The organism is Leifsonia sp. NPDC056665, assembly GCF_042791795.1.
Classification (GTDB): Bacteria; Actinomycetota; Actinomycetes; order Actinomycetales; family Microbacteriaceae; genus Leifsonia.
Genome location: NZ_JBHTXK010000014.1, coordinates 59865 through 73589, shown reverse-complemented (window position 1 = coordinate 73589; position 13725 = coordinate 59865). Strand labels below are relative to the sequence as shown.

Below are 13725 nucleotides of genomic sequence, written 5' to 3'. Positions count from 1 at the left end.
TGCTTCGTGATTTGTTTCGTGCAGAAACGATCACATGCACTCATTGATGGTCGAATAATTGCGCATACCCAGGGCGCGCGTCAAGGAACAACGGGGAGATCGTTACATGGGATTTACACAGGCCGTCTCAGCCGGGCAATATTCGGGGCATAACGATTGAAACTGATCAGTAGACAGACCTAACGCTCATAAGCAATCATTGTCATGACCGAATCAACGGCGAACAGGAGCGAGCAGTGACGGACATCCCTCTCGGAGCGCACATGGAGGCCGAGCTGCGGTCGCAGCCGGAGACCTGGGCCCGCGCGGCCGCCCTCCGCGAGGAGCAGGCGCTGCTCCCCGCGTCCGGCGAGCGCATCGCGGTCGTCGGCTGCGGCACCTCCTGGTTCATGGCGCAGTCGTACGCCGTGCTGCGCGAGTCCGCCGGCCACGGCCTCACCGACGCGTACGCGGCCTCCGAGGCGGTGATCGATCGCGACTACGACGCGATCGTCGCGATCAGCCGCTCCGGCACGACGACCGAGGTCATCGAACTGGTCGACGGCCTGCGCGGCCGCTCGCGCCGGCCGCGGACGATCGCGGTCGTCGGCGCGGCGGGCACCCCATTGCCCGACCTCGTGGACGACACCGTGCTGCTGCCCTTCGCCGACGAGACCTCCGTGGTGCAGACGCGCTTCGCGACGACCGCGCTGGCGCTGATGCGCGCCTCCCTCGGCCACGACCTGGGCTCCGCCATCGAGCAGGCCGCCGCCGCGATCGACGAAGACCTGGACGACGCCCTCGTCTCGGCCGATCAGTACAGCTTCCTCGGCGCCGGCTGGACCGTCGGCCTCGCGCACGAGGCCGCCCTCAAGATGCGCGAGGCGTCGCAGTCGTGGACGGAGTCCTACCCGGCGAAGGAGTACCGGCACGGCCCGATCGCGATCGCGGCTCCCGGTCGTGTCACGTGGATGCTGGGCCAGGCCCCCGCCGGCCTCGCCCAAGACGTCGCCGCCACCGGCGCGCGCTACGAGGACGCGCCGATCGACGGCCTCGCCGACCTGGTCCGTGCGCAGCGCGTCGCCCTGGAGCGCGCCCGGCGCGCGGGACTCGAGCCCGACCGTCCCCGCAACCTGACCCGCTCTGTCATCCTGGCTTCGTGAACGCGCACACTGCCACCGACGACCGGCTCGGCTCCGGGGTCGCGGTGCTCGCCTTCGACGTCGGCGGCACCGATCTGAAGGCCGCGCTGGTGGACTCCTCCGGCCGCATCGTCGAGCTGATCCGCCGCCCCACCCCGCTCGACGGCGAGCGCACAGGCGAGGCGGTCATCGCCGCGACCGCGGAGCTGGCCGCCGGGTTCCGGCGTGCGCATCCCGAGGTGGTCCCCGTCGCGGCGGGACTGGTCGTTCCGGGGCACGTCGACGAGGAGACCGGAGTCGGCGTGTTCTCGGAGAACCTCGGCTGGCACGACTTCCCGTTCAGGGACCGCGCCACGGAGGCGTACGGGCTGCCGGTGTCGTTCAGTCACGACGTGCGCGCCGCGGGCGAGGCGGAGTACCGGCTGGGCGCCGCCGCGGGCTTCCGCGACGTCGTCGTGATGGCGATCGGCACCGGGATCGCCGGCGCCATCTTCATCGACGGCACGTTGTTCACCGGCGGCGGCATGGCCGGCGAGATGGGCCACTCCCGCGTCGCCGAGGGCCCGGACTGCGCCTGCGGCGGGCGCGGCTGCCTGGAGGCCGTGGCCTCCGCCGCGGCGATCGCGCGCCGGTACACGGCGGTGAGCGGCGTCCCGGTGGCCGGGTCGCGGGAGGTGCTGGAGCGGGCGCGCTCCGGCGATCCCGCCGCGCAACGGATCTGGGACTCCGCCCTCGACGCCCTCGCGCTCGACCTGTCGCACACCGTCGCACTGCTCGCCCCGGAGGCCATCGTGATCGGCGGCGGCCTCTCGCAGGCCGGCGACGAGCTCTTCGTGCCGCTGGCCCAGCGCCTCGACGCAATCCTCACCTACCACCGCCGGCCGAAGCTGATCCCGGCGCGCATCGGCGAGGACGCCGGGGTGATCGGCGCCGCCCTGCGCGCGCGGGAGCTCCTGGCCCCGGCGTCCGATGTCCTGAAGGCCGTCCGATGATCCTCACCGTCACCCCGAATCCCGCGATCGACCTCACCTATCGCGTCGCCGCGCTGGAGCCCGGCGAGACGCACCGGGTCGCGCCTCCTTCGGCGCGCGCGGGCGGCAAGGGCCTGAACGTCGCCCGGGTGATCGCGCAGACCGGCGGTGCTTCGTTCGTCCTGACCACGGCGGGCGGCCCGTCCGGGCTGCGGCTGGCCGACGACCTGGAGGCCAGCGGCCTGCCGTCCGAGCTGATCCCGGTGGCCGCGCCGACCCGCAGCAGCGTCGCGATCGTGGACGACGGCTCGGGCGTCGCGACGATCTTCAACGAGACCGGCGCCGGTCTCTCTCCCGCCGAGTGGACCGCGCTGCGGGAGGCCGTCGAGCGTCTCGCCGTGCCGGCCACCGCGATCGTCGGGTCGGGCAGCCTGCCGCCGGGCGCCCCCGAGGGCTTCTACGCCGACCTCGTGGAGGCCGCCAAGCGGCGCGGCGTCCCGAGCGTCGTCGACGCGAGCGGGACGGCCCTCCTCGCCGCCGCCGAGGCGGGAGCCGACGTGCTCAAGCCCAACCGCCGCGAGCTGGCCGACACGGTCGGCTCGGACGACCCGATCGCGGGCGCCCGCGTGCTGCTGTCGGCCGGCGCCGGGCTCGTGCTCGTGTCGCTCGGCGCCGACGGGATGCTCGCCGTCGGCGAGAGCCGGACCTGGTCCGCCCGGCTGCCCCGGCCCCTCGCCGGCAACGCGACCGGAGCGGGAGACGCGGCCGTCGCCGCCATCGCGACGGCGCTGGCGGCCGGCACGAACGATCCCGCCGTCCTCGTCCGCCGGGCCACCGCCTGGTCGGCCGCCGCCGTCGTCGCCCCGCTCGCGGGCGAGCTCGACCCCGCCTACCCGGAGTACGAGGCCCGCCTCGTGACCTCCTGAACCGACCCGACCCACCCCGACCAACACGCCCGGAGCCCCTCATGCCTCTCGTCCCCACGCTCGACCTCCTGCACGGAGCGGTCGCCGCGCACACCGGCGTCGCCGCCTTCAACGTCATCCACCTGGAGACCGCGGAAGCACTGGTGGCGGCCGCCGAGGAGACCCGCCGCCCCGTCATCCTGCAGCTCTCGCAGAACTGCGCCGACTACCACGGCGGGCTCGACCCGATCGCGCGGGGCACGCTCGCCCTCGCCGCTGACTCGTCCGCCCATGTCGCCGTCCACCTCGACCACGCGGAGGACGCCGAACTGACGCGGCAGGCCGTCGACCTCGGTTTCGGCTCCGTCATGTTCGACGGCTCGAAACTCCCCTACGACGACAACGTCGCCGCCACCGTGCGGGTCGTCGAGTACGCGCACGCCAACGAGGTCTCGGTGGAGGCCGAGCTCGGCGAGATCGGCGGCAAGGACGGCGCGCACGCTCCGGGCGTCCGCACCGACCCCGTGGAGGCGCGCCGGTTCGTGACCGAGACGGGCGTCGACGCGCTGGCCGTCGCGGTCGGCAGCTCGCACGCGATGACCGAACGGACCGCCCAGCTCGACCTCGACCTCATCGGCTCGCTCCGACACGCCGTGCACGTTCCGCTGGTCCTGCACGGCTCCAGCGGGGTCGCGGATGAGACGATCGAGGCGGCGATCCGCTCCGGCATAACCAAGGTCAACGTCTCCACCCACCTGAACCGCTTCTTCACCGACGCGATCCGCGCCTACCTGCGCGCGAATCCGGAGGTCGTGGACTCCCGGCGGTACGTGCGGGAGGGGCGTGCGGCCGTGGCGGCGGAGGCGGCGCGCCTGATGACCCTGTTCGACGTCGCCACCGGCGCGGCGAGCGGAACGGAGACTGCACAGAGATGAACAGAGCGGAACGGCTGAACGCCGTCCTCGACCTCCTGGCCGAGTCGGGCCAGGTGGAGGTCGAGGACATCGTGGCGAAGCTCGACGTGTCGGCGGCGACCGCGCGGCGCGACCTGGACGCCCTGGCGTCCCAGCAGCTGCTGACGCGCACCCGCGGCGGCGCAGTCGGCCAGTCGGTCGCCTACGACCTCCCGATCCGCTACAAGCGCGAGCAGCATGCGCCCCAAAAGCTGCGGATCGCCCAGGCGGCGAGCGCGCTCGTGCCGCGCGGAGCGGTCGTGGGGCTCTGCGGCGGCACGACGAGCACCGCCGTGGCGACCGTGCTCGGGTCGCGGCCCGACCTCATGGAGCCGTCGCCGCATCCCAACCTCACCGTGGTCACCAACGCCATCAACATCGCAGCCCAGCTCGTGATGCGCCCGCAGATCAAGACGGTCGTCACGGGCGGCGTCGTGCACGCGCGCTCGTACGAGCTGGTCGGCCCGTACAGCGACGTCGTGCTGGAGAAGATCACGATGGACATCGCCTTCATCGGCGTCAACGGGATCGACCCGCTGGTCGGCGCGACGGTGCACGACGAGGGCGAGGCCAGCGTCAACTCGCTGATGGCCCGCCGGGCGACCAGGGCCGTCGTCGTCGCGGACTCCAGCAAGATCGGCCGCAAGGCGTTCGCGACCCTCGGCGGCCCGAAGCTGCTCACCACGCTCATCACCGACGACGGCATCACGGCCGAGCAGCGGGCGGCGTTCGTGGAGGCCGGCTTCGAGGTCATCGTCGCGTGAGCCGGCCTGCTGTCTCGTAGTGTGGTGAGGATGTCCGCGCACGTAATCCACTCCGCCCGCCTCGTCAGCGAGGGCCGCACGACCCGCGACGCCTGGGTGCTGTTCGACGGCGAGCGCGTCGCCGCGACCGGCGTCGGGGACGACTGGGTCGCCGCGGTCGCCGGCGATCCCTCCGCCGTCGTCACGGACGCCCACGGCGGCTGGCTGACCCCCGGCTTCATCGACCTGCACGGCCACGGCGGCGGCGGAGCGGCGTTCGACGACGGCGCGGACGCGATCCGCACGGCGATGTCCCTGCACCAGCACCACGGCACGACGCGCTTCGTGGTCTCGCTGGTGACGGCGACGGTCCCCGAGCTGGCCGAGCGCGTGCGCGGCGTGGCCGCGCTGGCGGCGGACGACCCGCGCGTCCTCGGCTCGCACCTGGAGGGCCCCTTCCTCGACATCGCGCACAAGGGCGCGCACGACCCGGCCCTGCTGCGCTCGGCGACGCCCGCCGACATCGCGCTGCTGGTGGAGGCCGCCGGCGGCACCCTCCGCCAGGTCACCCTCGCGCCCGAGCTGCCCGGCGGCATGGACGCGGTGCGCGCCTTCGCCGCCGCCGGGGTCGCCGTCGCGGTCGGCCACACCGGAGCGGACTACGACCAGACCCGCGCCGCGTTCGACGCCGGCGCCACGATCCTGACGCATGCCTTCAACGGCATGGACGGCATCCACCACCGCGCGCCCGGCCCCGTGGCGGCTGCGACGCGCACAGCGGGGGTGACGGTGGAGGTCATCAACGACGGCATCCACGTGCACCCCGAGGTGGTCAGGATGGCGTTCGCCTCCGCTCCCGGCCGCGTCGCCCTGATCACCGACGCGATGGCGGCGGCCGGCGAGGCCGACGGCGACTACCTGCTGGGCACCCTGCGCGTGGAGGTGCGCGACGGCGTCGCCCGCCTGGCCGGGGGCGGCTCGATCGCCGGCTCCACGCTGACCCAGGACGACGCGCTGCGCGGCGCGGTGCGCGAGGTCGGCGTGACCGTCGAGGAGGCCGTCCGCGCGCTCACCGAGACACCGGCCGCCGCGATCGGCCGCGGCGCCGACCTGGGCCGTCTCGCGCCGGGGTACGCGGCGGACGCAGTGCTGCTGGACGACGACTTCCGGGTGCTGCAGGTCTGGACGGCGGGGGCGCCGGTCCCGCGTTAGGACGTCGAACAGCTCACCCGCGGGGCCGCTACCCTGGACGGATGGACTCCGCCCCCGCGACCGTCACCTCCAACCACTGGGTGCTGACCTTCAGCTGCGCCGACCGTCCCGGCATCGTCCACGCCGTCTCCGGCGCGATCGTGGCCGCCCGCGGGAACATCACCGAGAGCCAGCAGTTCGCGAGCACGGACACCGGGCGCTTCTTCATGCGTCTGCAGGTGGAGTCAGCGGCCGACCGCGCCGAGTTCGAGCGCGCGCTCGCTCCGGTGGTGGAGCGGTTCGGGATGACGCACCGCGTCGACAACGTCGGGCGCCCGCTGCGCACGCTCGTGCTCGTGTCGACCGCGGCGCACTGCCTCAACGACCTGCTGTTCCGCCAGCGCGCCGGCCAGCTCCCGGTCGAGATCCCGCTCGTGCTGTCCAACCATCCTGCGCTCGGCGACCTCGCCGGCTTCTACGGCGTCCCGTTCGAGTCGCACCAGGTGAGCGACCCCGAGTCGAAGGCCGCGTTCGAGGCGCGGGTCCTGGAGGCCGTCGAGGAGCACGACATCGAGCTGGTCGTGCTCGCGCGCTACATGCAGATCCTCTCCCCCGCGCTGTGCGAGAAGCTGGCCGGCCGGGCGATCAACATCCACCACTCGTTCCTGCCCGGCTTCAAGGGCGCCAACCCCTACCGGCAGGCGCACGCCCGCGGCGTCAAGCTGATCGGCGCGACCGCGCACTTCGTCACCAGCGACCTGGACGAGGGCCCGATCATCGAGCAGAACGTCGTGCGCGTTGACCACACCCGCAGCGTCCAGGAGCTGGTCGCGATCGGCCAGGACGAGGAGTCGCGCACCCTCACGCAAGCGGTCAAGTGGTTCGCGGAGGACCGCGTGCTGCTCGACGGGGCGCGCACCATCATCTTCCGCTGAGCGGGATCGGCCGGCGCTCAGCCACGGCCGACCCGGATCGGTAGACTGGGCCGGTGACCTCCACGCACGACCAGCAGACCCCGATCAAGGTCGGGCCCAACGACATCCTCCGCTTCGTGCTGGAGCTGTTCGCCATCGTCTCGCTGGGCATCTGGGGCTTCGCCGCGTGGCCGCTGCCGTGGAACATCGTCGTCGGCATCGGCGCTCCCGCGCTCGCGATCCTGCTGTGGGCGCTGTTCCGCTCCCCCAAGGCCGTGCTCCACGTCGACGCGTTGGTGAAGGCGCTCGTGGAGATCGTCGTGATGGGCTGCGCCGCCTTCGCCTGGTGGAGTCTGGGGCAGCCGATCGTCGCGCTGGTGTTCGCGGTCGTGGCGACCGTGAGCGGCGTGATCAACGGGCGGCGCGAGTTCGCATGACCGGCGTCGTCGTCCATGACGCCCGCAAAGTGGATGCGAGCGGACGGGTCGACGAGTTCTGGCTGGTCGCCGACGGCGACACGATCGTCGCGACCGGCTCCGGCACGGGCTGGCACGAGGCCGCCCGCGTCCCCGGCCGCGAGGTGATCGACGCCGGAGGCCACTGGCTGACCCCCGGCTTCATCGACCTGCACTGCCACGGCGGCGGCGGCCACCCGTACGACGACGGCCCGGAGGAGATGCTCGCGGCCCTCGCGACGCACCGCGCCCACGGCACCACGCGCGCGCTCGTCTCGCACGTCGCGAATCCGCTTGCCTCCCTGCGCGAGAGCCTCGGGGTCGTGGCCGACCTGACGAGAGTCGACCCGATGGTGCTCGGCTCGCACCTGGAGGGGCCGTTCCTCAACCGCGAGCGGCGCGGCGCGCACGACGACGCCTTCCTGCGCGACCCCGGGCCCGAGATGGTGGAGGAGCTGATCGGCGCCGCGCGCGGCACCCTCCGGACCGCGACCATCGCGCCAGAGCTGCCCAACGCCCTGGAGGCGATCGGCGTGCTCATCGAGGCCGGCGTCGTCGTCGGCATCGGCCACACGGCGGCCGACTACGAGCAGGCGCAGCGGGCGTTCGAGGTCGGCGCACGGCTGCTGGTGCACGCGTTCAACGCCATGAACGGCATCCACCACCGCGCTCCCGGCCCGGTCATGGCGGCGATCGAGAACCCGGAGGTGACGCTCGAGCTCATCCTCGACGGCCTCCACGTCCACCCGTCGGTTGCGGGCCTGCTGTTCCGGGAGGCGCCGGGTCGCGTCGCCCTGGTCACCGACGCAATGGCCGCGGCCGGCGCCACGGACGGCGACTACCGCCTGGGCGGCCTGAACGTCAGCGTCCGCGACGGCCTGGCCGTGCTCTCCGGCACCACCACGATCGCGGGATCGACCCTCACCCAGGACGCCGCCCTCCGCAACGCGATCACCCGCGTCGGGCTCGATCCCGTCACCGCCGTCACCGCGCTCACCGCGACCCCCGCGAAGGCCCTCGGAGAATCCCGCCTCGGCCGCCTCCACGCCGGCTACGCCGCCGACGCGGTCCTCCTCGACCACGACTGGCACGTCCACCGCGTCCTGGCCGCCGGCAGGCTCCTGTAGCCCCCTCCCCCTCTCCTACTTTTGCGGGCAACGGAGGACATCCACCCCGCCGCACCCTCGAATCTCCTCCGGTAACCGCCATCCCGGCACCCGCAACCCTCGATCTCCTCCGTTACCGACAGACGTCGGTAACGGAGGAGTTTCGCGTCGTGGCAGCCCCGAAAAGCAGTGAACGGAGGAGATCCGGGGCCCTGGGGGCGGGATGTCCTCCGTTCGCGACGAGGGGGCGCGGGGGCGGGGGGGTTACAGCTTCTGCCAGGCGGGCTTGTGGTCGTAGGCGTAGCGGTAGTAGTCGATGTTGCGCAGCTTGGAGGCGGCGGCCTCGTCCACGAGCACGGTGACGTGCGGGTGGAGCTGGATGGCCGAGCCGGGGTTGGAGGCCGAAACCGGGCCCTCCACCGCACCGGCAAGCGCCTCCGCCTTTCCCTCGCCGAACGCGAGCAGCAGCAGGTGCCGCGCCCGCAGGATGGTCGACAGCCCCTGGGTGATGCAGTGCATGGGCACGTCGTCCTCGCTGGCGAAGAACCGGGCGTTGTCGCGACGGGTCTGCTCGGTCAGCGTCTTCACGCGCGTGACCGACGCGAACGACGACCCCGGCTCGTTGAAGCCGATGTGGCCGTCCGTGCCGATGCCGAGGAGCTGCACATCCACACCACCGGACTCCGCGATCGCCTTCTCGTAGTCGGCCCCGGCGTGCTCGATCGTCGCGAAGGCGCCGTTCGGCACATGGATGAGCGCGGGGGTGAGGCCGAGCGGCTCCACGACCTCGCGGGTGATGACCGAGCGGTACGACTCCGGGTGGCCCGCGGGCAGGCCGACGTACTCGTCCAGCGCGTAGCCGCGCACGTGCGAGACATCGGTTCCGGCCTCCGCGACCCGGCGGGCCAGCGCGCGGTACACCGGCAGCGGGGTGGACCCGGTCGCGAGCCCCAGCACCGCGTCCGGCTTGGCGGCGATCAGCGCCTGGATCGACTCCGCCGCGAGCTCGCCCGCCGCGTCCTTGTCCGCCACCACCACGACTTCAGCCATCTGCTCCTCCAACGAGCGCCGCACCCAGCGCGGCAACGGGTGTTCCTTCGGGAACGAGGCGCACCCGCCGGGACAGCGCGAGCGACGCGAGGAACGGGGACGTCCCCGCCCATCCGTCGAGCACCTCGTGGACGTCGCAGAGCAGCCGGTCCCCGAGATGACTCAGGCCGCCGCCGATCACCACGGTGTCGACGTCCACGGTCAGCACGAGGACCCGCACCGCTGCGGCGATGCCCTCAGCAAGCCTAGCCGTGATCGCCCTCGCCTCGCGGTCACCGACCGCCGCCGCCGCGAACAGCGCTCGCGCCGGGAGCGGGTCGTCCGTGCGCCACTGCCGGGCGATGCCGGAACCGCTCGCGACGGTCTCCAGGCAGCCGCGCTGACCGCAGGCGCAGAGCGCGCCGGCCGGATCGACCGGGAGGTGCCCGATCTCGCCCGCGACGCCGGACGCACCGCGCCAGAGCCGGCCGTCCACGACGATGCCTGCGGCCATCCCGGTGCCGAGGTTGAGGTATGCCATCGTGCCGCCGAGGCCGAGCACGTGGAAGGCGCCGAGCGCGGCCGCCTTCACGTCGTTCTCGACGCGCACGCCGACGCCCAGCCGCCCGGCCAGCTCGCCGCCGAGCGCGAGGCGCTCGACACCCAGGTTGACCGCGTGGGTGACGTGCCCGGAGGCCCTGTCCACCATCCCGGGGATGCCGATGCCGATGGAGGTGAACCCGCCGGCCGGCAGCCCGGTGAGCTCGCCGATCCTGGCGACCGCGGTGACGGCGGTCTCCACGACCGCCGCGTGACCGAACCCGGTCGCCAGCCGGACCCGCTGCGTGAGCCCGCCCAGCTCGTCGACGGCGACGGCGTCGGTCTTGGTGCCGCCGATGTCGATGCCGAGCCTCACGGGGTGCGCCCCTGTTCGCCGTCGAGCAGCTCGATCAACGTGCGCCCGACGAGCCGGGAGGCGCCGAAGGTCGCGATGTCCGCGTAGCGGCGGTCGTCGCTCGGCCAGCCCATGTCCACCACGAGCACGTCCCGCTCGGCGCGCAGCCGGTCGATCGCCGCGCGGGCGAAGGCGTGCCGGTGGTTGTCCTTTCCGACCACGAGCACCGGGGACTGCGCGGCGAGCACGAGGTCGGGATGGTCGCCCTCGGTGAACACCACCAGCGGGTTGGCCGCGAAGGCCGACGTCTCGCCGTCCGCCTCGGCCGCGACCTCCGCGAACGGACCCCACGGCGCCTCGCCGATCGCGATGTTCGCGACCGTGTCGACCCGGACGACGGAGTACCGGCCGTGGTGAGACCGCAGCCACGACGACGCGTGCTCGGAGATGTCGAAGGCCTCCACGGCGCGACGCACGTCGGCGGGGTCGATGACCCCGGCCCCGCCGTGCGAGGCGGTCTCGTGCGCGGCGCCGTCCGCCCGCACCGCTTCGGCGAGCGCGAGCACGCGCCCGGCGGCCTCCTCGATCCGGGTCACGCCGATGCGTCCGTCCACGACCGCCGCGACGACTGCGTCCTCGATCTCCGCGAGCTGCGCGTCGGTGTTCTCGGTCCCGATGCAGAGCAGGTCGCAGCCCGCCGCGAGCGCCAGCACCGCGGCCTCCGGGATGCCGCGCTCCCCGCTCGCCCCGTGCATGTCGAGCGCGTCGGTGACGACCACGCCGCCGAAGCCCAGCTCGCCGCGGAGGAGTCCCTCCACGATGGTGCTGCTGAAGGTCGCGGGCAGGTCGGGGTCGATCCGCGGCAGCAGGATGTGGGAGGTCATCACCGTGCGCGCGCCCGCGTCGATGACGGCGCGGAACGGCTCCAGCTCGCGCTCGCGCAGCTCCTCCAGCGTCAACTCGACGACCGGCAGCTCCAGGTGCGAGTCGGCCGCCGTGTCGCCGTGTCCCGGGAAGTGCTTGGCGCACACCGCGACGCCTGCGGACTGGAGGCCGCGCGTCCAGGCGGCGCCCTGCTCGGCGACCACCGCGGGCAGCGAGCCGAAGCTGCGCACCCCGATCACCGGGTTGTCCGCGTTGGAGTTGATGTCGACATCCGGCGCGAAGTCGAGGTTCACGCCGGCGGCGTGGAGCTCCTCCCCCACCCGGCGCGCGATGCCTTCGGTGTACGCGTCGTCCCCGAGCCGGCCGAGGACGGCGTTGCCGGGGAACGGCGAGCCCGTCTCGTAGTACAGCCGGGTGACGTCGCCGCCCTCCTCGTCGATCGCGACGATGGCGTCCGGGTTGGCGGCGTAGATCGCGTCCGTGAGCTCGCGAAGCTGCGCGACGGACTCCACGTTCTGACCGAACACGCACACTCCGCCGAGGCCGTTCCGCAGGCGCTCCTCCAGCCACGCGGGCAGCGTGGTCCCCAGGAAACCGGGGAGGAGGGTCGCCGCGATGCTGCGGCGGAGGGCGGTGTCGGTCGGGGACGGCTGGGTGACCGACATCCCGCTCACCCCTTGACCGCCCCGCTGACCAGCCCGCTGGTCATGCGGCCCTGGACGATGAGGAAGAAGATGATGACCGGCACGGCAACCAGGGTGGAGGCCGCCATCACCTGGCCCCAGTCGGTCGCCCGCGACGCGGACTGCTGGATGAAGCCGCGCAGCCACAGCGGCAGCGTCTGGCTGCTGTTGTCCTGCAGGATGACCAGCGCGACCGTGAACTCGTTCCAGGCCTGGAGGAAGGCGTAGACGCCCGAGGCGACGAGGCCCGGTGCGAGCAGCGGGAAGGTGATGCGCAGGAAGGCCTGCGTGCGGCTCAGCCCGTCCACCATTGCGGCCTCTTCGAGGTCGGCCGGGATGCCCGCGACGAAGCCGCGCAGCATCCAGATCGTGAACGGCACCACGGCAGCGATGTAGATGATGCTGACGCCGACCACCGTGTTCAGGAGACCGAGGGAGCCCATCAGCTTGTACTGCGCGATGAACAGGCCCTCGGCGGGCAGCATCTGGATGAGCAGCACGGCCAGCACGAACGAGGTGCGCCCGCGGAACTTGAACCGGCTGATCGCGAGCGCCGCGAGGAACGCGAACGCCAGGCAGAACACGACGGTGACCAGCGCGATGACCACGCTCATCCCGAGCGCGGGGAAGAACGTCCCGCCGTTGACGACGGCCGTGAAGTTGTCGAACGAGCCGCCGAACGGCAGCCAGGTCGGGGTGGAGCTCTGCAGCACGACGTTCGGAAGCAGCGAGGAGTTGAGCATCCAGTAGACCGGGAACACCCAGATGAGCCCAAGCACCACGGCGAGGACGCCGAGGAGGATGCGACCGGGGCGGACCTTCTGCTTCAGCTTGCGGTCGCCGGCGACGGTGGTCATGACTGGTCCTCCTTGAGCAGGTGGCGGACGTAGAACCAGCTCAGGGCGATGGTCAGGATGAGCACGAACACCGAGACGGCGCTGGCCATCGCGAAGTCGCTCGACCCGACGCCGAGCTGGTAGATGTAGGTGCCGAGCAGGTTGGTCTCGCTCGCGATGGAGCCCTTGTCCTGCAGCAGCTTGATCTGGGTGAACACCCGCAGGTCCCAGATGATCTGGAGCAGCAGCACGATCCCGAGCACCGGGCGGATCAGCGGCAGGATGATGTACCGCAGTCGCTGGGGACCCTTCGCGCCGTCCATCTGGGCGGCCTCCAGCACCTCGGTGGAGACCTGGGTGAGCCCGGCGTAGACCGAGAACGCCACGAACGGGACGCTCATCCAGGTGACGATGATGCCGGCGACGAAGAAGAACGAGAGCGGGTTCTGCAGCCAGTTGTGGTTCTGGAAGTCCAGGCCCCAGGAGGTCAGGACGTTGTTGATCACGCCGCGGCGCCAGTCGAACAGCCAGTTCCAGACGGTCATGGCGGCGACGACGGGCATGGCCCAGGCGAGCAGGAGCGTGATCTGGAGGAAGATCCGCGGGAAGCGCGAGATGCCCGACATCAGCAGGGCGAGGCCGACGCCGATCACGACGGTCATGGCAGCGGTGGTCAGGCAGAAGACGATGGAGCGGCCGACCACGGTCCACATGTAGGGGTCGGAGAACAGCGTGACGTAGTTGTCGAACCAGACGAACGGCGCGGGCCGGCCGAACTGCTGGGCGAGTCCGAAGTGCTGCATCGACGTGATGAGCTGCCAGACGATCGGGTAACCGAGGGCGAGCAGCAGGATGAGGATGGCCGGCAGCAGCAGGGCGTAGGGGGTGAGCCGGCCTCGGCGCTTGCGTGGCGCGGACGGAGCGGGTGCGCTCGCGGTCGGCGCGGCGGTCGCGGGTTCGCGGGTCGTCGTCACGGCGGTCCTCCTTCCGGGTGGTGGTGGGCAAAGCAGGTGTTGTGAGAAGCGGTGTGTCTAGGAG

14 protein-coding genes are annotated in these 13725 nt (G+C 72.3%); 9 read left to right on the top strand and 5 right to left on the bottom strand.

Translation table 11 applies throughout. The features are described 5' to 3' along the window. Positions 1–236: 236 nt before the first annotated feature. From ACFQ9V_RS13945 to nagA (ACFQ9V_RS13905), 9 genes are read left to right on the top strand one after another with little or no spacing between them, the layout of a single operon-like run. Entirely contained in the window at positions 237–1142 is a 906-nt protein-coding gene (locus ACFQ9V_RS13945; protein WP_382459727.1) for an SIS domain-containing protein, read from the top strand. After that, on the top strand, positions 1139–2113 hold the full coding sequence (locus ACFQ9V_RS13940; RefSeq protein WP_382459726.1) for an ROK family protein: 975 nt from the start codon (positions 1139–1141) through the stop codon (positions 2111–2113). The genes ACFQ9V_RS13945 and ACFQ9V_RS13940 overlap by 4 nt, the downstream gene beginning before the upstream one ends. After that, entirely contained in the window at positions 2110–3018 is a 909-nt protein-coding gene (locus tag ACFQ9V_RS13935) for a 1-phosphofructokinase family hexose kinase (RefSeq protein WP_382459725.1), read from the top strand. Before ACFQ9V_RS13940 ends, ACFQ9V_RS13935 begins: the two co-directional genes overlap by 4 nt. Before the next feature lie 41 nt (positions 3019–3059). Continuing rightward, positions 3060–3932, top strand: a complete 873-nt coding sequence (locus ACFQ9V_RS13930; RefSeq protein ID WP_382459724.1) for a ketose-bisphosphate aldolase — start codon at positions 3060–3062, stop codon at positions 3930–3932. Beyond that, positions 3929–4714 carry a DeoR/GlpR family DNA-binding transcription regulator gene (locus ACFQ9V_RS13925; protein ID WP_382459723.1) on the top strand — a complete coding sequence of 262 codons (786 nt, stop codon included), beginning with the start codon at positions 3929–3931 and terminating at the stop codon, positions 4712–4714. Before ACFQ9V_RS13930 ends, ACFQ9V_RS13925 begins: the two co-directional genes overlap by 4 nt. Positions 4715–4744: 30 nt before the next feature. After that, on the top strand, positions 4745–5905 hold the full coding sequence (nagA, locus tag ACFQ9V_RS13920) for an N-acetylglucosamine-6-phosphate deacetylase (RefSeq protein WP_382459722.1): 1161 nt from the start codon (positions 4745–4747) through the stop codon (positions 5903–5905). A 41-nt stretch (positions 5906–5946) separates the two neighbouring features. Continuing rightward, the gene (gene purU / locus ACFQ9V_RS13915) at positions 5947–6819 is read left to right on the top strand and encodes a formyltetrahydrofolate deformylase (RefSeq protein WP_382459721.1); all 873 of its coding nucleotides are present in this window, start codon (positions 5947–5949) and stop codon (positions 6817–6819) included. Positions 6820–6872: 53 nt separating this feature from the next. Then, positions 6873–7235, top strand: coding sequence for a YrdB family protein (locus ACFQ9V_RS13910; RefSeq protein WP_382459720.1), 363 nt, complete (start codon positions 6873–6875; stop codon positions 7233–7235). After that, complete coding sequence (nagA, locus tag ACFQ9V_RS13905) at positions 7232–8380, top strand: N-acetylglucosamine-6-phosphate deacetylase (protein ID WP_382459719.1); 1149 nt, start codon at positions 7232–7234, stop codon at positions 8378–8380. Before ACFQ9V_RS13910 ends, nagA (ACFQ9V_RS13905) begins: the two co-directional genes overlap by 4 nt. Positions 8381–8623: 243 nt before the next feature. Here the strand turns inward: nagA (ACFQ9V_RS13905) and ACFQ9V_RS13900 are convergent, their stop codons facing one another. From ACFQ9V_RS13900 to ACFQ9V_RS13880, 5 genes are read right to left on the bottom strand one after another with little or no spacing between them, the layout of a single operon-like run. Further along, on the bottom strand, positions 8624–9409 hold the full coding sequence (locus ACFQ9V_RS13900; protein ID WP_382459718.1) for a glucosamine-6-phosphate deaminase: 786 nt from the start codon (positions 9407–9409) through the stop codon (positions 8624–8626). Next, entirely contained in the window at positions 9402–10304 is a 903-nt protein-coding gene (locus ACFQ9V_RS13895; protein ID WP_382459717.1) for an ROK family protein, read from the bottom strand. The genes ACFQ9V_RS13900 and ACFQ9V_RS13895 overlap by 8 nt, the downstream gene beginning before the upstream one ends. Next, a complete protein-coding gene (gene nagZ, locus ACFQ9V_RS13890; protein WP_382459716.1) occupies positions 10301–11833 on the bottom strand; it encodes a beta-N-acetylhexosaminidase in 1533 nt (510 codons plus the stop codon). Before nagZ ends, ACFQ9V_RS13895 begins: the two co-directional genes overlap by 4 nt. 5 nt (positions 11834–11838) lie before the next feature. After that, positions 11839–12708, bottom strand: coding sequence for a carbohydrate ABC transporter permease (locus ACFQ9V_RS13885; protein ID WP_370054525.1), 870 nt, complete (start codon positions 12706–12708; stop codon positions 11839–11841). Next, positions 12705–13661, bottom strand: coding sequence for a carbohydrate ABC transporter permease (locus tag ACFQ9V_RS13880; RefSeq protein ID WP_382459715.1), 957 nt, complete (start codon positions 13659–13661; stop codon positions 12705–12707). The genes ACFQ9V_RS13885 and ACFQ9V_RS13880 overlap by 4 nt, the downstream gene beginning before the upstream one ends. Between the last annotated feature and the right edge of the window lie 64 nt (positions 13662–13725).